Raw genomic sequence first — 22813 nt, 5'->3', positions numbered from 1 at the left:
GCCACCCTCATCGGAAAGGCAGCAGCACACTCACCACCGTAGGCCCTCCCGGTGGGCTGTCGCAGGTCAGGGAGCCGTCGACGGTACGCACCCTCGCCCGGAGCCCGGCGAGGCCGCTGCCGGCGCCGACCACCGCTCCCCCGCGCCCGTTGTCCTCGACGGTGAGCAGCAGGATCTTCGCCGCGCCGTGCACGGTGACGCTCACCTCCGAAGCCCCGCTGTGCTTGGCCGCGTTGGTCAGCAGTTCCGCCGTGCAGAAGTAGGCGATGGACTCGATCGCGGGGCTCGGTCTCCCCTCGATCCCCCCGCTGACCCGCACGGGCAGCGCGCTGTCGGCCGCGAGGGTGGCGAGCGCCGTCTCCAGACCCTGGTCGAGCACGGGCGGGTGGATGCCTTTCACCAGGTGCCGTAGATCGGCGACGGCCTGCTTGGCGTTGCCCTGTGCCGTCTCGACGACCTTGAGGATCCTGTCCTGTTCCGCGCCGCCCGCCACCAGTTCGCGGATCATCGTGAGGTGCATGGCCAGGCCCACCAGGCGGGCCTGGGTCCCGTCGTGGAGGTCGCGTTCGATGCGGCGCAAGGTGGCCGCCGCGTCGTCGACGGCCTGGGCGCGGGTCTCCTCCAGGGTTCGGATGCGCTGATCCGCCCGGTCCGGCCCGAGGAGTGCGGTGAGCAGCAGCCGGTGCGGGGTGAGCGCGTGACGGATCAGCCACGGCGCCGCGTACAGGAGCAGCAGACCGACGGCGAAGGGCAGCAGCCACCGGGGCCAGCTGTCCAGCTCCACTCCTCCCACCTCCAGGCCCACCTGCCGTACGGAGCCGTCGGGCTCCCGGATCGTGAAGTAGTTCCAGCGCTTCAGCACGGGATACAGGCTCAGCAGCACGCCCTGCACCACGCCGATGTAGACGGCGGCCAGGGGAAGGAGCGCGGTCAGCGGGGCCGCCAGGGCGCAGCCCACCGCCCGCCAGCCGGGCCGGCCGCCCAGCACCGAGCGCCGCCAGCCGAACACCCCGCTCGCCTCCGCCCGCTCCGGGGGTTCGATCTCAAGCCCCAACAGCCGCCGCGCCAGGGCTCGTTGAACGTCTCCGAGCCACAGGGCGCCATGGACCGCGGCGGCAATGAGCCAGAGGCCGAGCGCCGTCCACGACAGCACCGCGCCGACGAGCAGGGCCGCGAGGACCGGGGCGAGGCCGGCCAGTGCGAGCGGCAGCGCGATCAGCGAGTAGAGCGCGGCGCGGGCGGCCGGGCCCGGCCGGTCGCGCCAGTGGGGGAATGTCCGGAAGCGCGAAAAGCGCGGGCGGTGCATGAGGATCAACCCTAGGGCGCGCCGGTCAGAGCTGGTGGATCACGGGTATGGACAGGAGCGCGCAGAGCGCGGCCACGGCGAGGGCGACGCCTGTCGCGCCGAGGAGGCCGGTTCGGTCGGTGCCGAGGAAGCTCTTGACGAGGCGGGCCTGGAGCAGGGTGAATCCCCGCATCACCCAGGGCGTGATCAACAGGAACGACACGCCTCCCGCTATGCCGTGCAGCGCCCAGGCGCCGGCCATGGTGGGGCCGCCCCACGCGTTCGTCGGGTCGCTGTCGGGCCGCAGGGGGTAGGCCAGGTTGATGACGACGACGGTCCAGAAGTAGCCCGACACCACCAGCGCCGTCAGATTGAGCGGCACGCTGATCACGGCGTGCGCCAGGGCGAGCGGTCCGGTGCGCCGGGGTGCGGCCACTTCCACGCCGAGCAGTCTTTGGGCGAGCCCCCGCTGGATGCGGCCCGCCGGGCCGCCGACCAGGGCTATGGGGACACACAGGACGCCGACGGGTAGCGCGAGCAGGAGATAGGCGAGGCGCCGCCACGTCGCGGCATGGAACGGCTCCCGAAGGAACGTCCGCCATGCGATCCGGGGCGCCTGCCGGTGCCGGGAGGCCGCATGGGCCGAGCCCACGCCGGCCCGGCCCGAGTCCCCGTCCGGCTGCTTCGGCGCAGGCGCGGGGTGGCCCGGCGTGGGGGCGGACGGATCAAGTGCTGGGGCTGGTCGGTCCGGCGGGGAAACGGGGTGTCGCTGTTCGAGGTCCATGCGTCAAGGCTCCCGCCCCCGCCCCGCCGTTTCGATCGTGCCAGCACGGAACTTCCTGGTTCGGTTTACCCCACCCCACCCGGGCCCACCCCGCCCCACCCCGGCCCTCACACCCCGCACCACCGCCCGCTGAGCTCAAGGTTCCCCCGTGGAAATCGGCGGGATGCGGTCGGGTAACAGCCGCCGCGCACGCTGGGCACATGAGTACGGACATCGTGGTGATCGGCGGCGGCACAGCGGGTGCCCGTCTGGCCCGGCATGTCCCGGTGACCGTCATCGGCGAGGAGACCCACGCCCCGTACAACCGGGTGCTCCTCGCGGAGGTCCTCGCCGGGCGGTACGGGCCCGAGGTGATCGCGCTGCCGCCGGTTCCGGTGCGGCGCGGGGTGCGGGCGGTGCGGATCGACCGCGCGGCGCGCAGGGTGCACTGCGACGACGGGAGCGCCGTCCCCTATGGGCGCCTCGTGCTCGCGACCGGATCGAACCCGGTGCTGCCGCCGCTGCGGGGGCTGCGCGAGGGGCGGCTGCCCGAGGGCGTCCACCCCTTCCGCACGCTCGACGACGCCCTCGCACTGCGCGAGAGGGCCCGCCCGGGCACGCGTGCGGTGGTGATCGGTGGCGGGTTGCTCGGCGTCATGGCCGCCCGGGCGCTCGCCGAGTGCGGCGCCCAGGTCGTGCTGGCCCAGCAGGGCGAGCGGCTGATGGAGCGCCAACTCGACGTCGGGGCATCCCTGTTGGTCCGTGCCCACCTCGAACTGCTCGGAGTGGAGGTGCACACCGAGTGCCGGGTGCGGGGCCTGACCGGCCCGGCCGGCACCGACGTGGAACTCGCCGACGGATTCGTCCTGGGCGCCGAACTCGTCGTGCTGGCCACCGGCGTACGCCCCCGCACCGGGCTCGCGCTCGACGCCGGCCTCGACGTCCGCCAGGGCGTCGTCGTCGATGACGAGCTGCGCACTTCGGACCCGTACATCCACGCCGTCGGCGACTGCGCCGAGCACCGGGGAACGGTGTACGGGCTCGCGGGCCCGGCGCTCGAACAGGCCGACGCGCTGGGCGCGTTGCTGTCCACCGGGCGCGGTTCCTACGCCGGGACGCGCGGTCTGACCCGGCTCACCCTGGGCGGTCCGCGCCCGCTGGACCTCGCCGCGTTCGGCGAGCCCACGCCCCGCCCCGGTGACGACGTGGCGCATCTCGCGGACGCGACCCGGGGCGCCTACCGCAAGGTCGTCGTGCGCGGCGACCGCCTGGTCGGGGGCGTACTCCTCGGCGATCTCGGGGCGGTCGGGGCGCTCGCCCGGACCTGGGAGGGCGACGAGCCCGTACCGGACGCGCCCCTGCTCCACCTACTCACCCACGACGGAGGTTCCTGACGTGTCCACCGAACACCTTTCCACCCTCGTGGTCATCGGCCACGGCATGGTCGGCCAGCGCTTCCTGGAGGCGCTCGCCGAGCGTGGCGCCACCGGGACGACCCGGGTGGTGGTGCTGTGCGAGGAGCCCCGCCCCGCCTACGACCGGGTCCACCTCACCTCGTACTTCGAGGGGAAGACGCCCGACGAACTGAGCCTCGTCCCGAGGACTTCATGCTGCGGCACGGGATCGAGCTGTATGTCGACGACCCCGCCGAGTCGATCGACCGGGCCGCCCGCACGGTCACCGCCCGCTCGGGGCGGACCTTCGCCTACGACACGCTGGTGATGGCCACCGGGTCATACCCGTTCGTGCCGCCCGTGCCGGGCAAGGACCTCCCCGGCTGTTTCGTCTACCGGACGATCGAGGACCTCCTGGCCATCGAGGCGTACGCGAAGACCGCGACGACCGGCGCGGTGGTGGGCGGCGGGCTGCTCGGCCTGGAGGCGGCCGGAGCGCTCAGCGGGCTGGGCCTTGCCACCCACATCGTGGAGTTCGCGCCCCGGCTGATGCCGGTGCAGGTCGACGAGGGCGGCGGCGCGGCCCTCCTTCGCACCATCGAGAACATGGGCCTCACCGTGCACACGGGGGTCGGCACCCAGGAGATCACGGCCGACGACGAGGGCCGCGTCAATGGAATGACACTTTCTGACAGCTCTCATCTGTCGACCGATCTGGTGGTCTTCTCCGCCGGTGTCCGCCCGCGCGACCAGCTCGCCCGCGACTGCGGACTCGACGTCGGCGAGCGCGGCGGGATCGTCGTCGACGAGCAGTGCCGCACCAGCGACCCCGCCGTGTTCGCGATCGGCGAGTGCGCGCTGGCCGCCGACGGCCGGGTGTACGGCCTGGTCGCACCGGGTTACGACATGGCCGAGACGGCCGCCGACACGATCGCCGCCGTCGGCGGGCGCGCCTTCTCGGGGGCCGATCTGTCGACGAAGCTGAAGCTGCTCGGCGTCGATGTGGCGTCGTTCGGCGACGCGCACGGCACGGCCGACGGCTGCCTGGACGTCGTCTACTCGGACTCGCGCTCCGGCGTCTACAAGAAGCTCGTGGTGTCCTCCACGGGGGTGCTGCTCGGCGGCGTCCTGGTCGGCGACGCCGACGCGTACGGCATGCTGCGCCCGCTCACCGGGCACGTGCCGCCGGTCGCCCCCGAGCAGCTGGTGCTGCCGGCCGGGCTCGGCGCGCCCGCCGCGCTCGGCCCCGAATCCCTGCCGGACGACGCCGTCATCTGCTCCTGCCACAACGTCACCAAGGGCGCGATCACCGCCTGCTCCTCGCTGCCCGAGGTCAAGAAGTGCACCAAGGCCGGTACGGGGTGCGGGAGTTGTGTCAAGACGATCGGCATGCTGCTGCCCAAATCGGGCGACGGCGGCCTGTGCGCCTGCTTCGCGCAGACCCGCCAGGAGCTGTACGAGATCGCTCTCGCGCTGCGGCTTACCTCGTTCACCGAACTCCTCGACGGGTACGGCCGCGAGGCGGCGCGCGGCGGGGAGGGCTGCGAGACCTGCAAGCCGGCCATCGCCTCGATCCTGGCCGCGCTCGGCAACGGGCACATCCTCGACGGCGAGCAGGCCGCCCTCCAGGACACCAACGACCACTTTCTCGCCAACTTGCAACGCAACGGCTCCTATTCGATCGTGCCGCGCATCCCGGGCGGCGAGATCACTCCCGACAAGCTCATCGTCATCGGCGAGGTGGCCCGGGACTTCGGCCTCTACACGAAGATCACCGGAGGTCAGCGCATCGACCTCTTCGGCGCTCGTGTCGATCAACTGCCTTCCATCTGGACCCGGTTGGTGGACGCCGGCTTCGAGTCCGGGCACGCCTACGGCAAGTCGCTCCGCACGGTGAAGTCGTGCGTGGGACAGACCTGGTGCCGTTACGGGGTACAGGACTCGGTGCGGATGGCGATCGACCTGGAGCTGCGCTACCGGGGTCTGCGCTCGCCGCACAAGCTGAAGTCGGCGGTCTCCGGCTGCGCCCGCGAGTGCGCCGAGGCCCAGTCGAAGGACTTCGGTGTGATCGCCACGGCCAATGGCTGGAACCTGTACGTCGGCGGCAACGGCGGAGCGAGCCCGCGCCACGCCGATCTGCTGGCGCAGGACCTGACAGATGACGAACTTGTCCGTCTGATCGACAGGTTCCTGATGTTCTACATCCGCACCGCCGACCGCCTGGAGCGCACCTCCGTGTGGCTGGAGCGGATCGAGGGCGGCCTCGCCCACGTCAAGGACGTGGTGGTGAACGACTCGCTCGGCATCTGCGACGAGCTGGAGGCCCTGATGGCCGCGCACGTGGCGGGCTACCGCGACGAGTGGGCCGAGACCCTCGACGACCCCGAGCGGCTCGCCCGCTTCGTCTCCTTCGTGAACGCGCCCGGCGCACCCGACCCCTCGGTCCGGTTCGTCCCCGAGCGCGACCAGATCAAGCCCGAACTCCCCCTCCTCACCCTGGGAGCAACCCGATGAGCATGGTCCAACTCAAGCTGGACGAAGGCTGGTTCGAGATCTGCGAGGCCGCCCGCCTCACCCCCGGGCGCGGCGTCGCGGCGCTGCTGCCCGACGGCCGCCAGGCCGCCGTCTTCGCCGACCGGCGCGGCCGGACGTACGCGATCGACAACCGCGACCCGTTCACCGGCGCGTATGTGCTCTCGCGCGGGCTGGTCGGTTCGACACCGGAGGGCCGCCCCTATGTCGCCTCCCCGCTCCTCAAGCACCGCTTCGACCTGGAGACCGGGGCCTGCCTCGACGACGAGGCGCAGGCCGTCCAGACGTACTTGACCGACCGTTCCAATTAGTCGTAGCGTTCCCGTGTGGCCAGGACCAAGGAATTCGACCCGGACGCCGCGTTGCAGTCAGCCCTCGAGCTGTTCTGGCGGCGCGGCTACGAGGCGACGTCGATGGCGGACCTCGTCGAGCACCTCGGCATCGGCCGCGCCAGCATCTACGCGACGTTCGGCAACAAGCACGAGCTGTACCTGAAGGCGCTGGACCGCTACACCGAACACCGCAACCCCCAGCTCCTGACCGAGCTTTCGGGTCCCGGCGCCGCGCTGCCCGCCGTGCGGGACGTGGTGCGGCGCTTCGCCGCCGAGTCGACGGCGAGCGGATCCCGGACGGTCGGCTGCTTCCTCACCAACACCGCCGCAGAGCTCGGCCCCCACGACAGCGCCGCGGCGCGACGGGTCGAGCGCGGCTGGGAGCACCTGGAGACCCTGTTGCACTCGGCGCTCGTCCGGGCGCAGGCACAGGGCGAGTTGGCACCCGACCGCGACCCGCGCGGGCTCGCCCGGCTGCTGCTCGTCTTCCTCCAGGGGGTACGGGTCGTCGGCAAGGCATCCGACGAGCCGGGCCGCGTCCGGGATGCGACCGAACAGATCCTGACCGTGCTCGACTGACACCCGACCCCGGCCCCGGCGTAGGGCGGTAACGGAGGGCGGAAGGCCGTGGCCGCGCCCGCTCCGGCCGGGCCTCCGCCTTTGCCTTCGCCTCCCCCTCGCGCCGAGGCGGCCCCCTGAACGCACCCCAGCCACGATTCCCGACTGCCCCCATCGGCGCGGCTCTCGCACGCCCTCATAACAGAACGATTGGTCAAGAATATGTCGCTCCGTTTCGCACACAAGACCGTTCTCGTCACCGGTGCCGGCGCCGGCCTCGGCCGGACCGCCGCTCTCGCCTTCGCCGCCGAGGGGGCCCGGGTCGCCGTCGCCGGCCGTACGGCCGCGTCGCTCGACGAGACGGCCGCCCTGATCGCGCGGGCGGGCGGCACGGCCGCCGTGTTCATCGCGGACGTCTCCCGCCGCCCGGCCGTACGCGCCCTGGTGGCCGACGTGGTCGAGCGGTTCGGCTCCCTCGATGTGGCGGTCAACAACGCCGGGGTGTTTCGAGGCGGGGCTCCCCTCGTCGAGCTGTCGGAGGACGACTGGCAGACATTGATATCCGTCAACGTCACAGGCGTACTCCATGCCCTCCAAGCGGAGATCGCCCAGATGCGTACCCAGGCGGCGGGCGGCGCCATCGTCAACATCGCCTCCAACCTGGGCGCCCACAGCCGGCGCCCGGGGCTTGCCGCGTATGCCGCGTCCAAGGCGGCCGTCAGCGCGCTGACCAGGGGCGCCGCCCTCGACCACATACGGGACGGGGTGCGGATCAACGCGGTGAGCCCGGGCCCGCTCGACACCGCCATGTCACTGCTCCCCGGCGAGGGCGAGGAGGGGCGCGCGGCCCGCATGAAGGAGGACCTGCCGCTCGGCCGGGTCCTGACCACTACGGAGGCCGCCGCAGCCGTGCTGTACCTGGCCTCGGACGACGCCGCCTCGGTCGTCGGCACGGACCTCGTCATCGACGGCGGCGCCTCCGCCTGACCCACCCGGCGCCTCCCGCCCCGGCCCCTCGGACACGCCCTGCCCACTCGGCATACCGACCGGTACGGTGGGGCGTATGACACAGGGTTGGAGTGCTCAGGACATGCCCGACCAGAGCGGCCGCACGGCGGTCGTCACCGGGGCGAACAGCGGCATCGGCCTGGTCGCGGCCCGGGAGCTGGCCCGCAGGGGCGCGCGGGTGGTGCTCGCCTGCCGCAGCGAAGCGCGCGGACGGCAGGCCGAGGAGCGCGTCACCAGTGAAGTCCCGGGCGCCCGGGCCGAGTTCCGGCGGTTGGATCTCGCCGACCTCGCCTCGGTCCGGGACTTCGCGGCGACGCTTCCGTATGAGCGGCTCGATCTGCTCGTCAACAACGCCGGCGTGATGGCCCTGCCCTACGGCAGGACCGCCGACGGGTTCGAGACGCAGTTCGGCGTGAACCACCTCGGCCACTTCGCGCTCACCGGACTGCTCCTGCCCCGGTTGCGGGCGGCCGGGGCGGCGCGGGTGGTGAGCGTGTCCAGCGGGATGCACGCGCTGGCCAACATCGACCTGCGCGATCTCAACAGCGAACAGGGCTACCGGCGTTGGGTCGCCTACGGGCGGTCCAAGACGGCGAACCTGTTGTTCGTGCACGAGCTCGCGCGCCGGCTGCGAGCGGCCGGCTCGGACATCGTCGCGGCGGCGGCCCACCCCGGCTACGCGGCGACCAACCTCCAGACGCAGGGCGTACGCATGGAGGGCCGCAGGAGGACCGAGCGGATCGTCGCCCTCGGCAACCGCGTCTTCGCGCAGCCCGCCGAGGCCGGCGCGCTGCCCACGCTGTACGCGGCGACCGCGCCCGGGGTGGGGCCCGACTCGTTCACGGGCCCGTCCCTGATGATGTGGCGCGGCGCGCCCGCCAGGTCCTGGCGGGCGAAGTGGACGCTGGACGACGTCGCGGGCGAGCGCCTGTGGGAGGCCTCGGAGCGGCTCACCTCGGTGACGTACGAGCTGCCCTGAGGGCCCCCTCGCCTCCACTCGCCCCGGGTTCGGCTCAGGCGGTGACGGCGGCCGGGTCCATGTACATGACCTCCCAGTGGTGGCCGTCCGGGTCCAGGAAGGAGCGGCCGTACATGGGCCCCTGCTCCATCGTGTCCTGGGCGGGCGAGCCGCCGGAGGCGAGCGCGGTGTCGACCAGGCGGTCCACTTCCTCACGGCTGTCCGCGCTCAGGCAGACGATCGACTCGACGGTGGTCGCGGTGTCGGCGATCTCCCGGTTGGTGAACCCCTTGAAGAAGGGCTCCGTCAGCAGCATGGCGTAGATCGTCTCACTGATGACCAGGCACCCCGCGTTCTCGTCGGTGAACTGGGGGTTGAAGGAGTAGCCCAGCTTGCCGAAGAAGTCCTTCGAGCGGTCCAGGTTCTTGACCGGCAGATTGACGAAGATCATGGTGGGCATCGTGTGCTCCCTCGTGGGCCGTGGTGTCGCTTACGAGGGGTAGACGGCGGCCGCTCCGAAAACTCATCGCCGCGCCGTGTTTGTTCTCAGAACGGCGACAGAGTGCCCCGCCCGGGCCGGGCTCCACGCTCGGGTCGCGGCCGGGACGCCGACCCGGTACGCCCGGCCCGCGCCCCGCCGGGCAACGCCGACCCGGCCCGCCCCGCCCGCGCCCCAGCCGGGCCGCATCGGGTTCCGGCCGGTTGGGGACCGAGGACGGGCCGGATGTCGCCGCCGCGCCCCGTGAGGTTCCGTGGGGTCGACACACCCGCGCAATACCCCTGTCGTAATCCCCCTGCATGGTTGATCGTTGAGCCGTACAGCGGGATGACGAACAGGGGGCGTACGCCATGACGATCAGCCGCCGGACACTGCTCGGCAGCGGGGCCGCACTCGGGTTGCTCACCGCCTGCGGCTCCAACTCGGGCCGCGGCGGGGGTGGTTCCGCGGACGGGAAGGTCACCCTCGACCACTGGTATCACCAGTACGGTGAGGCCGGGACGGAAGCCGCGGTGCGCCGTTACGCGGCCGGGTACGACCGGGCGAAGGTCAGCGTGCAGTGGCGGCCCGGCGCCTATGACCAGCAGACCGCCGCCGCGCTGCTGACCTCGTCGGGCCCGGACGTCTTCGAGGTCAACGGGCCGACCCTGGACCAGATCCAGGGGGGTCAGGTCGCCGATCTCACGGCCCTGTTCGATGGGGTGAAGGACGACTTCAACCCCGCCGTCCTCGCGCCCAAGACGTACGACGGCAAGATCTGGGGCGTCCCTCAGGTGATCGACACCCAGTTCCTCTTCTACCGCAAGAGTCTCCTCGCCCAGGCGAACGTCCAGCCGCCGGCCACGCTCGATCAACTCGTGGACGCGGCGAAGGCGTTGACCCGGGACAAGGTCAAGGGCCTCTTCCTCGGCAATGACGGCGGAGCCGGTGTCCTCGGCGGTACGCCCCTGTACGCGGCGGGTCTCAGCCTGGTCGGCGCCGACGGCAGGGCCGGCTTCGACGATCCGGCCGCCGCCCGCACCCTCGGCAAGCTGCACCAGCTGTACGCCGACAAGTCGCTGCTGCTCGGCGCCCCCTCGGACTGGTCGGACCCCTCCGCGTTCGTCCAGGGCCTCACCGCCATGCAGTGGTCCGGGCTGTGGGCGCTGCCCGCCGTGCGCAAGGCGCTCGGCGACGACTTCGGGGTGCTGCCCTTCCCCAAGGACGGCCCGAACGGGAAGCCCTCGGTGCCGGTCGGGGCGTACGCGGCAGCGGTGTCCACCCGCTCGAAGCACCAGGCCGAGGCGAAGGCCTATGTGAAGTGGCTGTGGGTGGAACACACCGACTTCCAGGAGGATTTCGCGCTCTCCTACGGCTTCCACATCCCCGCCCGGCTCTCCCTCGCCAAGAAGGCCGCGAAGCTGCGCGAGGGCGCGGCGGCCGACGTGGTGACGTATGCGACGGACCACGGCTACGCCCAGCCGCTCCTGTGGACGCCGACGCTCCAGACCGCCTACCAGGACGCGCTGAACCGGATCATCAAGGACGGGGCGAGCCCCGACAACGAGCTGAGGGCCGTGGTCCGCAAGGCCAACGACGAACTTCAGCGGGTGAAGAAGCGCTGAGGGCGGCCGGTCGCGTGCGACGACGTATTTCGGACAACACCCTCTGGTTCTGGGTCTTCGTCGGCCCCTTCGCGGTCGGCCTCGCCCTCTTCACCTACGTCCCGCTCCTGTGGAGCGTCTACCTCAGCTTCTTCGACGCCCACAACACGGTCTCGCCGACCGACTTCGTCGGCTTCGACAATTACACGGCGATGCTGCGCGACGGCGCGTTCACCTCCAGTCTGGGCACGTTCGCGGTGTTCTCGCTGTTCATCGTTCCGGCGACGTACGCGCTGGCGCTCGCCCTCGCCCTGATGGTGAACCGGACCCGCCGCTTCCAGGCCTTCTTCCGCTCGGTGTTCTTCCTGCCCGCGGCCTGCTCGTATGTCGTCGCGGCGCTGATCTGGAAGTTGTCGATCTTCAACGGGGTGCGGTTCGGGCTGGCGAACACCGTGCTCGGCTGGTTCGGCGCCGATCAGACGGCCTGGCTCTCGACGACCCACCCGCCCTGGTACTGGCTGGTCATCGTGACCGTACGGCTGTGGCTCCAGGCCGGGTTCTACATGATTCTGTTCCTGGCCGGGCTCCAGCGGATCAGTCCGCGGCTGTACGAGGCGGCGGCCGTCGACGGGGCCCGGCCAGGCTGGCAGGTGTTCCGGCACATCACCTTCCCCCAGCTGCGGACCACCTCGGTCGCCGTGGTGCTCTTGTTGGTGATCAACGCGTTCCAGGCGTTCGACGAGTTCTACAACCTGCTCTCGGACGCCCGCGGTTACCCGCCCTACGCCCGTCCGCCGCTGGTCTATCTCTACTACACCGCCCTCGGCCAGGGGCAGAACCTGGGGATGGGCAGCGCGGGCGCGGTGATCCTCGCGCTGATCGTCGCGGTGGTGACGGTGTTCCAGGCCCGCTGGTTCGGCCTGGGCAGGAAGGAGGCCGACTGATGACCGCTCCCCGCACCACCGGAGGGCCCCGTACCACCGAAGGACCCCGCACCACCGGCGGCCCCCGCACCGCCGGCGGCGGGCCCGCCGGGAGGAGGCGGCCCGAGGATCCCCTGGTCCGGGTCGGGCGCGCGCTGCGGCTGGTGATCCTGGCCGCCCTCGCGCTGCTCTTCCTGGTCCCGTTCTACCTCCTGGTGCGCAACGGCCTGGCCGCCGAGCAGGACATCACCTCGCCCGACTGGACGTTCTTCCCGACCACCCTGCACTGGTCGAACGTGGGTGAGCTGTTCGACGACCCGGCGGTGCCGATGGGGCGCTCGCTGGTCAACTCCGCCCTCATCGCCGTCGCCACCACGCTGGGGACGCTGCTGTTCGCCTCGCTCGCCGGGTACGGCCTGGCGCGGATCCCGTACCGCTTCGCCAACCAGGTCTTCTATGCGGTGCTGGGCACGCTGATGGTTCCGTCGGCGGTCACGTTCGTACCAAGTTTCGTTCTTGTTTCGTCCCTGGGGTGGGTGTCGAGCTTGCGCGGGCTGATCGTCCCGACCCTGTTCTCCGGGTTCGCGTGCTTCGTCTTTCGCCAGTTCTTCACGGGATTTCCACGGGAGTTGGAGGATGCGGCCCGCGTCGACGGTCTTGGATATTGGCGTACGTACTGGAGGATCGTCGTGCCCAATGCGCGTCCGGTCTTCGCGGCGGTCGGCACGATTGTGTTCATCGGCGCCTGGAATTCCTTTCTGTGGCCGCTGGTCATCGGCCAGGACCGGGACGCCTGGACGGTACAGGTGGCGCTCTCCACCTTCACCACGGCCCAAGTGGTCAACCTGCACGAGCTGTTCGTGGCGGCGGCCGTCTCCATCGTCCCGCTGGTCCTGGTCTTCCTGCTGCTCCAGCGCTACATCGTGGCGGGCGTGGAGCGCTCGGGGATCGACGACTGACGGGGCCGGGGCACGCGGGGCGTTCCGCCGCACAGCAGGGCGGAGCCGAGGGGGGTGAGCGTGTGCAGGACGGAGTTGCCGTGCCGCAGCGTGACCAGGAGGCCGGCGTCGCGCAGGACGCCGGCGTGCTGGCTCGCGGAGGCGAGGGAGACGCCGGCCCTGCGGGCGAGTTCGCTGGTGGTGCAGCCGTTGCCGATGGACTGGAGCACGCTGGAGCGGGTGTGTCCGACGAGCCGGCCGAGTGAGGCGCCGCGGTCGGGGCCCGGCGGGGATTCGTAGGGGGCCTGGGTGTGGGTGACGGGGTAGACGAGGACCGGGGGCAGCGTCGGGTCCTGGAGGGTGACGGGGGTGCGGCGGCAGAAGAACGAGGGTTGGAGGAGCAACCCCCGCCCGCCCAGGTGGAGTTCGCGGTCGACCGGGTAGTCGGCCTCGAGGACGGGGGCGCGCCAGCGCAGCATCGGCGGGAGCGAGGCGAGGAGTTCGTCGGCGCCGCCGTCGAGGAAGGCGCGGCCGCGGGTGGCGCGGTCGGCGTCGACGCGGGTCTGTATGTGGGCCCAGTACGGGGAGACGGACGCTTGGTGGTAGGCGTTCAACGCGTCGGCGAGGCGGCCGAGTTGGGCGGTGCAGCCGTCGGCGAGGGAGGCGGCCCAGCCGGTGGTGGGCCGGCCGCCGGGGAGCCGGGAGAGTTCGGCGCCCAGCCGCTCGGGCGCGGTCTCGCGAATTCGTTCGAGGCCGGTTTCGAGGGAATGCGGCCCCTGGGGCGGCGTGAGAAAGTCGGGGAAATATCCTCGGCAGGGGACGATTGCGGAGAGCAATCGTGTTTCTCCGCTCAGCCGGGCGCGAGTTTCCTGTCGCCATTCACCGAATACCGAGGCACCCCTTCGGTCCCTCAAACGGTGAAAGCTGAGAATCGTTTCCCACAGCGTGTCGGGACCCGGCGCCATACGGAGCCGAGCCAGATCCTCGCCGGTGAAATGAATGCGCAGCACCGAAACCCCACCTGTCCGCTGTGGTGCAACCTGTTGCCTCGTGTTGCACCCGCAATTGATCCCCCGATCGACTCGACTGAGTATGCCTCCCGTCACTGCCCGTGACCACGGACCTTTCAGCCACAGTTGAAAGGCCTCGCGGAAGGGGTACCGGGGACGAAAGGCTGTACCTCGTCGGGCACGACACCGGGCCAACCGGAAAGATTCTGCGAAGACCGTGGGGGGCTTCACAGTGTCTGGCGGCGGTGGGCGTAGGTGGCGGCTCCGTGCTCGGCGCGGTTGACAGAGTGCGGTTCACGGGTGGGGATCCGTGAACCGCACTCTGCATTTCCGGCCACCACCCCGTTAAATGTCCGCCATTCAACAGGAATTAGGCGGCCGCACACCCGGGTGGTGTAGTGGGGGGACGTCGTCGGCAAACGCTTACCGGGCCCGGGCGGGAGTGCCAAGGCAAAAGGGGCAGCCACCCCCGCACAGGGTTGCTGCCCCTTCTTGGTGTTCCGGAGCCGCCGCCGGATCGGTGGTGAGGGTCGGGGACCCGGCGGCGGCTCCGGGGCTCTAGGGCCTGTCCGGCGGATCTGGTCGCCGTCGGGGTGCCTTGGCCTTGTGGTGCTGGTGAGCGGGGGGCTGGTGCGTCCAGCTGCAAGGCGGAGGAGGGCGGCGACGCGGAGCGTCGGCAACCGACGACAACGCCGCAGATGGGCGTGCCGGCCCCCCGCGTCCCAGACAAGATCCGCCGGACAGGCCCTAGCGCGAGTCGCTGCCCTTGGACCCCGCGGGAGACACAGCCGCCGCGCGGCCCGCTTCGAGGCGGGCGACGGGGATGCGGAACGGCGAGCAGGACACGTAGTCCAGGCCCACCTCGTGGAAGAAGTGCACCGACTCGGGGTCGCCGCCGTGCTCGCCGCAGACGCCGAGCTTGAGGTCGGGGCGGGTGGCGCGGCCGGCTTCGACGGCGGAGCGTACGAGGGAGCCGACGCCGTCCTTGTCGATGGTCTCGAAGGGCGAGACGCCGAAGATGCCCTTCTCCAGGTAGGCGGTGAAGAAGCTGGCCTCGACGTCGTCGCGGGAGAAGCCCCAGACGGTCTGGGTGAGGTCGTTGGTGCCGAAGCTGAAGAACTGGGCGGCTTCGGCGATCTGACCGGCCGTCAGGGCGGCGCGGGGCAGCTCGATCATGGTGCCGATGGTCAGCTTGAGTTCGGTGCCGGTGGCGGCTTCGACCTCGGCGATGACGGTGTCGGCCTCCTCGCGGACGATCTCCAGCTCCTGGACGGTGCCGACCAGCGGGATCATGATCTCGGCGCGGGGGTCGCCCTTGGCGTTCTTGCGCTCGGCGGCGGCCTCGGCGATGGCCCGTACCTGCATGGCGAACAGGCCCGGGATGACGAGGCCGAGGCGCACGCCGCGCAGGCCGAGCATGGGGTTCTGTTCGTGGAGCTTGTGCACGGCCTGGAGCAGGCGCAGGTCGTTCTCGTTGGCGTCCTTGCGGGACTCGGCGAGGGCGACGCGGACCGACAACTCGGTGATGTCGGGCAGGAATTCGTGGAGCGGCGGGTCCAACAGGCGGACGGTGACGGGGAGTCCGTCCATCGCTTCGAACAGCTCGACGAAGTCCTTCTTCTGGAGCGGCAGCAGGGCACTGAGTGCCCCTTCGCGCTCGTCGTCGGTGTCGGCGAGGATGAGCCGCTCGACCATCTCGCGCCGCTCGCCGAGGAACATGTGCTCGGTGCGGCACAGGCCGATGCCCTGGGCGCCGAAGCGGCGGGCCCGCAGGGCGTCCTCGGCGTTGTCGGCGTTGGCCCGTACACGCAGGCGGCGTACCCGATCCGCGTAGGCCATGACGCGGTGCACGGCGGCGACGAGCTCGTCGGCGTCGTCGGCGCCCGCATGCATGCGGCCTTCGAAGTACTCGACGACCGGCGACGGCACGACCGGCACCTCGCCGAGGTAGACCTTGCCGGTGGAGCCGTCGATGGAGACGACGTCGCCCTCTTCGATGACGGTGCCCGCCTGGGTCGTCATGCGGCGGCGCTTGGTGTCGACCTCCAGCTCCTCGGCGCCGCAGACACAGGTCTTGCCCATGCCGCGTGCGACGACGGCGGCGTGCGAGGTCTTGCCGCCGCGCGAGGTCAGGATGCCCTCGGAGGCGATCATGCCGTCGAGGTCGTCGGGGTTGGTCTCGCGGCGGATCAGGATGACCTTCTCGCCGGAGCGCGACCACTTGACGGCGGTGTACGAGTCGAAGACGGCCTTGCCCACGGCGGCGCCGGGTGAGGCGGCGATGCCGCGGCCGATGAGGTCGCTCTTGGCCGCCTCGTCGAAGCGGGGGAACATGAGCTGGGCGAGCTGGGCGCCGTTGACGCGCTGGAGCGCCTCGGCCTCGTCGATGAGGCCCTGGTCCACGAGCTGTGTGGCGATCCGGAAGGCGGCGCCGGCGGTGCGCTTGCCGACGCGGGTCTGGAGCATCCACAGCTGGCCGCGCTCGATGGTGAACTCGATGTCGCAGAGATCCTTGTAGTGGTTCTCCAGGGTCTCCATGATCCCCATGAGCTGGTCGTACGACTTCTTGTCGATTCCCTCGAGGTCGGCGAGGGGCACGGTGTTGCGGATGCCCGCGACGACGTCCTCGCCCTGCGCGTTCTGGAGGTAGTCGCCGTACACGCCCTGGTGGCCGGAGGCGGGGTCGCGGGTGAAGGCGACGCCGGTGCCGGAGTCGGGGCCGAGGTTGCCGAACACCATGGAGCAGATGTTGACGGCGGTGCCGAGGTCGCCGGGGATGCGCTCCTGGCGGCGGTAGAGCTTGGCGCGGTCGGTGTTCCAGGACTCGAAGACCGAGCAGATCGCGAGGTCCATCTGCTCGCGGGGGTCCTGCGGGAAGTCGCGGCCGGCCTCGGCCTTGACGATCTTCTTGAACTGCTTGACGAGCTTCTTCAGGTCGCTCGCGTCGAGGTCGGTGTCGACGCTGACCTTCTTGGCGGCCTTGGCGTCCTCCAGGGCCTCTTCGAAGAGCTCGCCGTCGACGCCGAGGACGGTCTTGCCGAACATCTGGATCAGGCGGCGGTAGGAGTCCCAGGCGAAGCGCTCGTCGCCGGACTGCTTGGCGAGGCCGGTCACCGAGGCGTCGGAGAGCCCGATGTTGAGGACGGTGTCCATCATGCCGGGCATCGAGAACTTGGCGCCGGAGCGGACGGAGACGAGCAGCGGGTCGTCGGCCTGGCCGAGCTTCTTGCCCATCGTCTGCTGGAGGGTGTCGAGGTGTGCGCTGACCTCGTCGCGCAGCTCGGCCGGCTCGTCGCCGCTGTCGAGGTAGACCTTGCACGCCTCGGTGGTGATCGTGAACCCGGGGGGGACGGGGAGACCGAGGTTGGTCATTTCGGCGAGGTTCGCGCCTTTTCCGCCGAGGAGGTCCTTGAGGTCCCTGTTCCCCTCGGTGAAGTCGTAGACGAACTTCTGGGTGTGCTGGAGGTCTTTGTCTTCCGACACGGGTCTCGACTCCTCGAATCCGCGGTGGCTGCCCTGACGGCGAGGAACATACCCAGATCGAAGGTGTCTGGGTACGTCCACTTGCGCGTCACGGGGTCGTAACCACTCGTCCGCCACCAGATCGAAAGTGACTGGCGCGTAACGACCGGCCCCGGCATTCCTTCACCACTTGAACGGAGTGGGCCTGGATCTGCCGGATAGTTGCTCACATGAGCACGGTGAGCGCCATTCGAGTTCACTACTTGAACACCGAAGGGGTGGCACTCAGTGCCACCCCTTTCAGAGATGCAGCCACCCTCAAAGCGCTCATCTGAGCGCAACCCCTATCAGGGGTGGCGAGAATCACGCGCTCAGTCGAGCGGAATTCCAGCCTTCGGACCGCTCCGTGGACCGGTCCGGGCCGCTCCGCACCGTCGCGGATCAGCCGCCGGAGGTGTCCAGCTCGGCGTCCACACCGATGCCGGAGCAGTCGTAGGGGTCCTTCAGCCAGCCGTCGGGCAGGACGACCCGGTTGTTTCCGCACGTTCTGCCGCGCGGGCCGTCGGCGCCCTCGGGCCACGGCTGGTCGAGGTTCAGCTCGCTCAACTGAGCACCCAGTTCGGCCAGCGAGGAGGTGACCGCCAGGGACTTGCGCATCCCGGAACCGACCGCGAACCCCTTCAGGTACCAGGCGACGTGCTTGCGGAAGTCGATCACACCGCGCGTCTCGTCGCCGATCCACTCGCCGAGCAGCGTCGCGTGCCGCAGCATCACCTCGGAGACCGCGCGCAGCGTGGGGCGGGCGAAGGAATCGGTGCCCTCGAAGGCGGCCACCAGGTCGCCGAAGAGCCAGGGCCGCCCGAGGCAGCCCCGGCCGACCACGACGCCGTCGCAGCCGGTCTCCTTGACCATGCGCAGGGCGTCCTCGGCGGACCAGATGTCGCCGTTGCCGAGCACGGGGATCTCCGGGACGTGCTCCTTGAGGCGGGCGATGGCGTCCCAGTCGGCGGTGCCGCCGTAGTGCTGGGCCGCGGTGCGGCCGTGCAGGGCGATGGCGGTGACGCCCTCCTCGACGGCGATCCGGCCGGCGTCGAGATAGGTGATGTGGTCGTCGTCGATGCCCTTGCGCATCTTCATGGTGACCGGCAGGTCGCCCGCGTTCGAGACGGCCTCGTGCAGGATCGCGCGCAGCAGGGGCCGCTTGTAGGGCAGGGCCGAGCCGCCGCCCTTGCGGGTCACCTTGGGCACGGGGCAGCCGAAGTTGAGGTCGATGTGGTCGGCGAGGTCCTCGTCCACGATCATGCGGACGGCCTTGCCCACGGTGACCGGGTCCACTCCGTAGAGCTGGATCGAGCGCGGGGTCTCGCTCTCGTCGAAGTGGATGAGCTGCATGGTCTTCTCGTTGCGCTCGACCAGCGCCCGCGTGGTGATCATTTCGCTGACGAACAGGCCCTTGCCGCCGCTGAACTCGCGGCACAGGGTGCGGAACGGAGCGTTGGTGATGCCGGCCATGGGTGCGAGCACCACGGGCGGCTGCACGGTGTGCGGGCCGATGGAGAGCGTGGTCATCTGTTCATTGTCACCCATCCGCGTCCCGCCTCCAGGGAGTCATTAGTTAGGCGTACTATCGAAGCCATGTCCGAGCCGAACCACCGTCGACGGATGCTGATCCTGGCGATCTGCTGCATGAGCCTCCTGATCGTCAGCCTCGACAACACCGTCCTCAACGTCGCCCTCCCCTCCATGCAGAAGGAGTTCCACGCCGGGGTCTCCGGAATGCAGTGGACCATCGACGCCTACACCCTGGTCCTCGCCTCCCTGCTGATGCTGTCGGGCTCGACCGCCGACCGCGTCGGCCGCCGCAGGATCTTCAAGCTGGGCCTGATCGTGTTCACGATCGGCTCCCTGCTCTGCTCGCTCGCCCCCAACCTGGAATCCCTCGTGGCCTTCCGGATGGTGCAGGCGGTCGGCGGCTCGATGCTCAACCCCGTCGCGATGTCGATCATCACCAACACCTTCACCGACCCCCGCGAACGGGCTCGCGCCATCGGCGTCTGGGGCGGCGTAGTCGGCATCTCGATGGCCGCGGGGCCCATCGTCGGCGGTGTGCTCGTGGAATCAGTCGGCTGGCGCTCCATCTTCTGGCTCAACCTGCCCATCGGCCTGCTCGCCCTCGCCCTGACCTGGCGTTACGTCCCCGAATCCCGCGCCCCCAAGCCCCGCCGCGCCGACCCGGTCGGCCAGCTGTTGATCATCGCGCTGCTCGGCTCGCTGACGTACGCGATCATCGAGGTGCCCAGCGCCGGATGGGACTCGCCGCAGATCCTCGCCTTCGCCGCGATCGCCGTCGCCTCGCTCGCCGCCCTCCTGGTGTACGAGCCCCGACGCGCCGAACCCCTCATCGACCTGCGCTTCTTCCGCAGCGCCCCGTTCAGCGGCGCCACCGTCATCGCGGTCTCGGCGTTCTCCGCGCTCAGCGGCTTCCTGTTCCTCAACACCCTCTACCTCCAGAACGCCCGCGGTCTGAGCGCCCTCAACGCGGGCCTGTACATGCTGCCGATGGCCGCGCTCACCTTCGTCTGCGCGCCCCTGTCGGGACGGCTCGTCGGCAGCCGGGGGCCGCGCCTGTCGCTGCTGATCGCCGGGGTCGCGATGGCCGCGAGCGGGCTGCTGTTCGCCGCCTTCGACGCGGAGCGCACCACCGCGCTGCTCTTCACCGGATACGTCCTGTTCGGACTGGGCTTCGGCATGGTGAACGCGCCCATCACCAACACCGCGGTCTCCGGAATGCCCCGCTCACAGGCGGGCGTGGCCGCCGCGGTCGCCTCCACCAGCCGCCAGATCGGCCAGACCCTGGGGGTCGCCGTGATCGGCGCGGTGCTGGCGGGCGGCATGGCGGGCGTGGCCTCCGGCGCGTACGCCGACCGCTTCCCCGACGCGGCACGGCCCGCCTGGTGGATCATCACGGGGTGCGGCCTGAGCGTGCTGGGCGTGGGCCTGGCGACCAGCGGGCGCTGGGCCCGCGAATCGGCCCGGCGGACCGCGCAGCGCCTTCAGGCGCCCGCCGTTCAGACCCCGGCCGACGCCAACGCCTGATCGGACTCCGCGAGCGCCCGCAACCGCTCCAGGCGCTCGCGGGTCTCGTCGTCCGAGGGCACGTACATCACCAGGCGCGGACCCGCGGAGGGGCCGAGCCACAGATTGGTGTGCTCGACGCACAACAGCCCGACGTGGGCGTTGCGCAGATACTTCGTCTTGCCGCCCTGGCCGACCACCTCGTGCCGGGCCCACACCTCGCGGAACTCCGCCGAAGCCCCCTCAAGGCGCGCGAGGAGCGCCTTCCACGCCGGCTCGGTCAGGTGCTCGGCCATCGAGGCGCGGAACTTGGCGGCCATCACCCGGTTCATCTCGGCGAGATCCACCACCGACGCCCGCCAGTCGGGGTCGGTGAAGGTCAGCCACAGGCAGTTGCGGTCCTCGGGCGCGAGCGTGTCGAGGTCGCACAGCAGCCGCCCGTAGGTGGAGTTGTACGCGAGGATGTCGTACCGGCTGTTCTGGACGCAGGCCGGGATCGGGCCGAGCTGGTCCAGCATCGCGCGCAGCGCCGGCGTCACGCTCGGGCACGCCGCGTTGGGCGCCGGGTCCAGCGCGCCGGCCAGCGCGAACAGATGGCTGCGCTCGCTGGGGTCGAGCAGCAGGGCCCGCGCGAGGGCGTCCAGGACCTGCGGGGAGACCTGGATGTCACGGGCCTGCTCCAGCCAGGTGTACCAGGTGACGCCGACGGCGGAGAGCTGCGCGACCTCCTCGCGGCGCAGCCCCGGGGTGCGCCGGCGCCGGCCGGGGGGCAGGCCGACCTGCTCGGGGGTGATGCGTTCGCGGCGGCTGCGCAGGAATTCGGCCAGCTCATGGCGGCGGACATCGCTTGCGGGGGCCACAGTGCTCATGATCTTAGGGTGCCGCACCCGCCCGCCGTTGTCAGCGGGTTGCCGGGTAGTGCTTGTACCAGGATAAGGAGACTCTGGTACCAGGCTCAGAAGGGGAGGAAGGTCGTCTGTGTGAGTGAAACAACGGTACGGACAACCTCCCGCCCCTCCCCCTCTTCCTCCCCCGCTGCCCCGGTCACCCACGCCGGGGCGGTCATCGGGCCGCTCGGTCTGTTCACGGTGCTGCTCGGCGCGGCCCTTCCCCTGATCGACTTCTTCATCGTCAATGTGGCCCTCCCGGCCATGGACAGCGACCTCGCGGCCGGCCCGGCCCTGCTGGAACTCGTGGTCGCCGGATACGGCGTCGCCTACGCCGTGCTGCTCGTGGTCGGCGGACGCCTCGGCGACATGGCCGGGCGGCGCAGGCTCTTCCTGATCGGCATGGCGGCCTTCGGCCTCACCTCGCTGGCCTGCGGCCTCGCCCCCACCGCCTGGACCCTGGTCGGCGCGCGGGTCGCCCAGGGCGCGGCGGCCGCGCTGATGCTGCCGCAGGTCCTGGCCACCATCCAGGCCACCACCCAGGGCCCGCGCCGCGCCAAGGCCATGAGCCTGTACGGGGCCACGGCGGGCCTGTCGATGGTCGCCGGGCAGATCCTCGGTGGCGTCCTGGTCGCGGCGGACGTGTTCGGGTCCGGCTGGCGCTCGGTGTTCCTGGTGAACGTGCCGGTCGCCGTCGTCGGGCTGTTCCTCGCGACGCGTTCGGTGCCCGAGACCCGCTCGGAGCGCCCGGCCACCGTCGACGTGGCGGGCACCCTGCTCCTGGCGCTCTCGCTGGTCTCGCTGCTGCTTCCGCTGACCGAGGGCCGGGCCGCGGGCTGGCCGCTGTGGACATGGCTCTCGCTCGGCGTCTTCCCGTTCGCGGCCCTCGCGTTCTGCTTCGTGGAGCGGCGCGCGGACCGGCTCGGGCGGACCCCGCTCGTGCCGCCGAGCCTGCTCGACCTGCCCTCGCTGCGGCGCGGTCTGGTGATGGTGGTGCCGTTCTCGATCGGCTTCAGCGGCTTCATGTTCGTGGTCGCCGTAGTCCTCCAGCAGGGCCTGCGGATGGGGCCGGTCGCGGCCGGCCTCGCCCTGGTGCCGATGGCGCTCGCCTTCTTCGCCGCATCGCTCGCCGGGCCCCGGCTCATCGGCCGGTTCGGCACCCGGGTGGTGACGGCGGGCGGAGTGATCCAGGCCGTGGGCATCGCGCTGCTCACACTGACCGTGTGGCAGGGCTGGTCGGGCCTGACCGTCGTCGAACTCGCCCCGGGCGTGGCGATCGCCGGCCTCGGCCAGGGTCTCCAACTCCCGGTCCTCATCCGCCTGATGCTCTCCGACATGCCGGCCGACCGGGCCGGAGTGGGCGGCGGTGTGGTGGTCACCACCCAGCAGTCCGCGCTCGCCCTCGGCATCGCCACCCTCGGCACGCTGTTCCTGGCGCTGGGCCCCTCCCTCGGCATGCGTGACGCGCTCGTGGTGACGCTGCTCGTCCAGCTCGCCCTGATCGTGGTGACGGCGCTGCTGAGCCTGCGACTGCCGCGCGTCATGCGGTGACGCGGGTGCGCCCCGACGGCGAAGGGCCCGGAACGTCTGTCACGTTCCGGGCCCT

The 22813-nt window shown here is 71.0% G+C and carries 18 protein-coding genes; 11 read left to right on the top strand and 7 right to left on the bottom strand.

Annotation, left to right across the window (positions count from 1 at the left end; all coding sequences use genetic code 11):
* Positions 1 to 7: 7 nt before the first annotated feature.
* Positions 8 to 1306, bottom strand: a complete 1299-nt coding sequence (locus DWB77_RS26050) for a sensor histidine kinase (RefSeq protein ID WP_120723619.1) — start codon at positions 1304 to 1306, stop codon at positions 8 to 10.
* A gap of 25 nt (positions 1307 to 1331) precedes the next feature.
* The gene (locus DWB77_RS26045) at positions 1332 to 2069 is read right to left on the bottom strand and encodes a hypothetical protein (protein ID WP_162952622.1); all 738 of its coding nucleotides are present in this window, start codon (positions 2067 to 2069) and stop codon (positions 1332 to 1334) included.
* A gap of 200 nt (positions 2070 to 2269) precedes the next feature.
* Between DWB77_RS26045 and DWB77_RS26040 the strand changes: the two genes are divergently transcribed.
* The 6 genes from DWB77_RS26040 to DWB77_RS26015 all read left to right on the top strand — a co-directional run bounded on the left by DWB77_RS26040 (position 2270) and on the right by DWB77_RS26015 (position 8851).
* Positions 2270 to 3442, top strand: coding sequence for an NAD(P)/FAD-dependent oxidoreductase (locus tag DWB77_RS26040; RefSeq protein ID WP_120723615.1), 1173 nt, complete (start codon positions 2270 to 2272; stop codon positions 3440 to 3442).
* A gap of 117 nt (positions 3443 to 3559) precedes the next feature.
* Positions 3560 to 5956, top strand: coding sequence for a nitrite reductase large subunit NirB (gene nirB / locus DWB77_RS26035; protein ID WP_246033636.1), 2397 nt, complete (start codon positions 3560 to 3562; stop codon positions 5954 to 5956).
* A complete protein-coding gene (gene nirD, locus DWB77_RS26030; protein ID WP_120723613.1) occupies positions 5953 to 6285 on the top strand; it encodes a nitrite reductase small subunit NirD in 333 nt (110 codons plus the stop codon). Before nirB ends, nirD begins: the two co-directional genes overlap by 4 nt.
* A gap of 15 nt (positions 6286 to 6300) precedes the next feature.
* Positions 6301 to 6885, top strand: a complete 585-nt coding sequence (locus DWB77_RS26025) for a TetR/AcrR family transcriptional regulator (protein WP_120723611.1) — start codon at positions 6301 to 6303, stop codon at positions 6883 to 6885.
* Positions 6886 to 7086: 201 nt separating this feature from the next.
* Positions 7087 to 7851 (top strand): SDR family NAD(P)-dependent oxidoreductase, encoded by a 765-nt coding sequence (locus tag DWB77_RS26020; RefSeq protein ID WP_120723610.1) that lies wholly within the window; start codon positions 7087 to 7089, stop codon positions 7849 to 7851.
* 76 nt (positions 7852 to 7927) lie between these two features.
* On the top strand, positions 7928 to 8851 hold the full coding sequence (locus DWB77_RS26015; protein ID WP_120723609.1) for an oxidoreductase: 924 nt from the start codon (positions 7928 to 7930) through the stop codon (positions 8849 to 8851).
* Between the two features lie 34 nt (positions 8852 to 8885).
* Here the strand turns inward: DWB77_RS26015 and DWB77_RS26010 are convergent, their stop codons facing one another.
* A complete protein-coding gene (locus tag DWB77_RS26010) occupies positions 8886 to 9290 on the bottom strand; it encodes a VOC family protein (protein ID WP_120723607.1) in 405 nt (134 codons plus the stop codon).
* A gap of 389 nt (positions 9291 to 9679) precedes the next feature.
* Here DWB77_RS26010 and DWB77_RS26005 point away from each other — a divergent pair, with 389 nt between their 5' ends.
* Genes DWB77_RS26005 through DWB77_RS25995 form a run of 3 tightly spaced genes read left to right on the top strand, consistent with a single transcriptional unit; the run spans position 9680 to position 12794 of the window.
* Positions 9680 to 10933 carry an ABC transporter substrate-binding protein gene (locus DWB77_RS26005; RefSeq protein ID WP_174248624.1) on the top strand — a complete coding sequence of 418 codons (1254 nt, stop codon included), beginning with the start codon at positions 9680 to 9682 and terminating at the stop codon, positions 10931 to 10933.
* A gap of 14 nt (positions 10934 to 10947) precedes the next feature.
* Positions 10948 to 11856: a carbohydrate ABC transporter permease gene (locus DWB77_RS26000; RefSeq protein WP_342777998.1), complete on the top strand. Its 909-nt coding sequence runs from the start codon at positions 10948 to 10950 to the stop codon at positions 11854 to 11856.
* Positions 11856 to 12794, top strand: coding sequence for a carbohydrate ABC transporter permease (locus DWB77_RS25995; protein WP_120723605.1), 939 nt, complete (start codon positions 11856 to 11858; stop codon positions 12792 to 12794). The genes DWB77_RS26000 and DWB77_RS25995 overlap by 1 nt, the downstream gene beginning before the upstream one ends.
* On the opposite strand, the gene DWB77_RS25990 is transcribed toward DWB77_RS25995, so the two are convergent.
* From DWB77_RS25990 to dusB, 3 genes are all read right to left on the bottom strand, one after another.
* On the bottom strand, positions 12752 to 13783 hold the full coding sequence (locus tag DWB77_RS25990) for an ArsR/SmtB family transcription factor (RefSeq protein WP_120723603.1): 1032 nt from the start codon (positions 13781 to 13783) through the stop codon (positions 12752 to 12754). The genes DWB77_RS25995 and DWB77_RS25990 overlap by 43 nt on opposite strands.
* Positions 13784 to 14530: 747 nt before the next feature.
* Positions 14531 to 17266, bottom strand: a complete 2736-nt coding sequence (gene ppdK / locus DWB77_RS25985; protein WP_120728248.1) for a pyruvate, phosphate dikinase — start codon at positions 17264 to 17266, stop codon at positions 14531 to 14533.
* Between the two features lie 420 nt (positions 17267 to 17686).
* Positions 17687 to 18832, bottom strand: coding sequence for a tRNA dihydrouridine synthase DusB (gene dusB / locus DWB77_RS25980; RefSeq protein ID WP_120723601.1), 1146 nt, complete (start codon positions 18830 to 18832; stop codon positions 17687 to 17689).
* A 48-nt stretch (positions 18833 to 18880) separates the two neighbouring features.
* Here dusB and DWB77_RS25975 point away from each other — a divergent pair, with 48 nt between their 5' ends.
* A complete protein-coding gene (locus tag DWB77_RS25975) occupies positions 18881 to 20341 on the top strand; it encodes an MFS transporter (protein ID WP_174248623.1) in 1461 nt (486 codons plus the stop codon).
* On the opposite strand, the gene DWB77_RS25970 is transcribed toward DWB77_RS25975, so the two are convergent.
* Positions 20314 to 21189: a helix-turn-helix domain-containing protein gene (locus tag DWB77_RS25970; RefSeq protein ID WP_120723600.1), complete on the bottom strand. Its 876-nt coding sequence runs from the start codon at positions 21187 to 21189 to the stop codon at positions 20314 to 20316. The two genes, DWB77_RS25975 and DWB77_RS25970, sit on opposite strands and share 28 nt — an antisense overlap.
* 111 nt (positions 21190 to 21300) lie before the next feature.
* Here DWB77_RS25970 and DWB77_RS25965 point away from each other — a divergent pair, with 111 nt between their 5' ends.
* Positions 21301 to 22758 (top strand): MFS transporter, encoded by a 1458-nt coding sequence (locus tag DWB77_RS25965; protein ID WP_120723597.1) that lies wholly within the window; start codon positions 21301 to 21303, stop codon positions 22756 to 22758.
* Positions 22759 to 22813 lie beyond the last annotated feature (55 nt).

The sequence above is a fragment of the Streptomyces hundungensis genome, from assembly GCF_003627815.1.
GTDB classification, from domain to species: Bacteria; Actinomycetota; Actinomycetes; order Streptomycetales; family Streptomycetaceae; genus Streptomyces; species Streptomyces hundungensis_A.
This window is presented reverse-complemented; position numbering and strand designations above follow the sequence as displayed.

Bases quoted from the DNA above. Each gene is read 5' to 3' on its own strand.
- DWB77_RS26050 (WP_120723619.1), bottom strand. From the start codon at position 1,306: ATGCACCGCCCGCGCTTTTCGCGCTTCCGGACATTCCCCCACTGGCGC.
- DWB77_RS26045 (WP_162952622.1), bottom strand. From the start codon at position 2,069: ATGGACCTCGAACAGCGACACCCCGTTTCCCCGCCGGACCGACCAGCC.
- DWB77_RS26040 (WP_120723615.1), top strand. From the start codon at position 2,270: ATGAGTACGGACATCGTGGTGATCGGCGGCGGCACAGCGGGTGCCCGT.
- nirD (WP_120723613.1), top strand. From the start codon at position 5,953: ATGAGCATGGTCCAACTCAAGCTGGACGAAGGCTGGTTCGAGATCTGC.
- DWB77_RS26020 (WP_120723610.1), top strand. From the start codon at position 7,087: ATGTCGCTCCGTTTCGCACACAAGACCGTTCTCGTCACCGGTGCCGGC.
- DWB77_RS26015 (WP_120723609.1), top strand. From the start codon at position 7,928: ATGACACAGGGTTGGAGTGCTCAGGACATGCCCGACCAGAGCGGCCGC.
- DWB77_RS26010 (WP_120723607.1), bottom strand. From the start codon at position 9,290: ATGCCCACCATGATCTTCGTCAATCTGCCGGTCAAGAACCTGGACCGC.
- DWB77_RS26005 (WP_174248624.1), top strand. From the start codon at position 9,680: ATGACGATCAGCCGCCGGACACTGCTCGGCAGCGGGGCCGCACTCGGG.
- DWB77_RS25995 (WP_120723605.1), top strand. From the start codon at position 11,856: ATGACCGCTCCCCGCACCACCGGAGGGCCCCGTACCACCGAAGGACCC.
- dusB (WP_120723601.1), bottom strand. From the start codon at position 18,832: ATGGGTGACAATGAACAGATGACCACGCTCTCCATCGGCCCGCACACC.
- DWB77_RS25975 (WP_174248623.1), top strand. From the start codon at position 18,881: ATGTCCGAGCCGAACCACCGTCGACGGATGCTGATCCTGGCGATCTGC.
- DWB77_RS25970 (WP_120723600.1), bottom strand. From the start codon at position 21,189: ATGAGCACTGTGGCCCCCGCAAGCGATGTCCGCCGCCATGAGCTGGCC.